At 49.1% G+C, this 668-nt stretch carries 2 pseudogenes; one reads left to right on the top strand and one right to left on the bottom strand.

Going from position 1 to position 668, the window contains the following annotated elements:
• Positions 1–115: 115 nt before the first annotated feature.
• Positions 116–420, bottom strand: a pseudogene (locus C7B65_RS27150) (IS701 family transposase); the annotation flags it as partial.
• 12 nt (positions 421–432) lie between these two features.
• On the opposite strand from C7B65_RS27150, the pseudogene C7B65_RS29120 reads away from it, so the two are divergent.
• Positions 433–668: pseudogene (locus C7B65_RS29120) on the top strand (IS1/IS1595 family N-terminal zinc-binding domain-containing protein); the annotation flags it as partial.

The raw sequence follows: 668 nt of genomic DNA, 5'->3' as shown, positions 1-668 counted from the left end.
CCCCACTTGAGGGAAGAGTGTCGCTAACGCTTTCGCGCTGGCTTCTGCCCAATCGAGGGCACACCAAGCGGGAAGTATAGGACTTACGCATTGACAAAAGTAGCAAGGTCTGGGGTCAGTGAGCCATCGGTTGGGAGAGGTTTTCCAAGATGAACTGACGAATCACGGGCACGAATAACTGACGCGACACCTGATACAGGTTATCAATCAAGCCTTCAACTCGCATTGTTTGCAGCTTACAAAAGGCTTGCAACGCACAGAAAAAATGGGTTCTCATGGCAGACTCCGTTCGCACTTGAAAGCGTTCAATGTTGCACACTTGCTTGATGACTCGATGAAAGCTCTCAATTTGCGGTAATGTTCTAGACGTGTTGTTGTGAGTTTGCAAATCTGGTTCAATGGATGGGACAATCTTTCAAGGCATTTCCTAGTATGGTACTAGAACCCACTCATTGCCCCAGTTGCGACGGAATTGATGTGATTCAGCATGGCAAAACTGCTGCGGGCAAACAGCGCTATCGTTGCCAAAATTCTGCGTGTAAGCGCAGCACGTTTATTCAAGATTATAGTTAGGTCGCCTATGCTCCCCAAGTGAAGCAGCAGATCAGCGATATGGCGATGAATGGGAGCGGAATTCGCGATACGGCACGGGTGCTTGGGATTAGCCC

It is taken from the genome of Phormidesmis priestleyi ULC007 (assembly GCF_003003695.1).
Lineage (GTDB): Bacteria > Cyanobacteriota > Cyanobacteriia > Leptolyngbyales > Leptolyngbyaceae > Phormidesmis_A > Phormidesmis_A priestleyi_A.
This window is presented reverse-complemented; position numbering and strand designations above follow the sequence as displayed.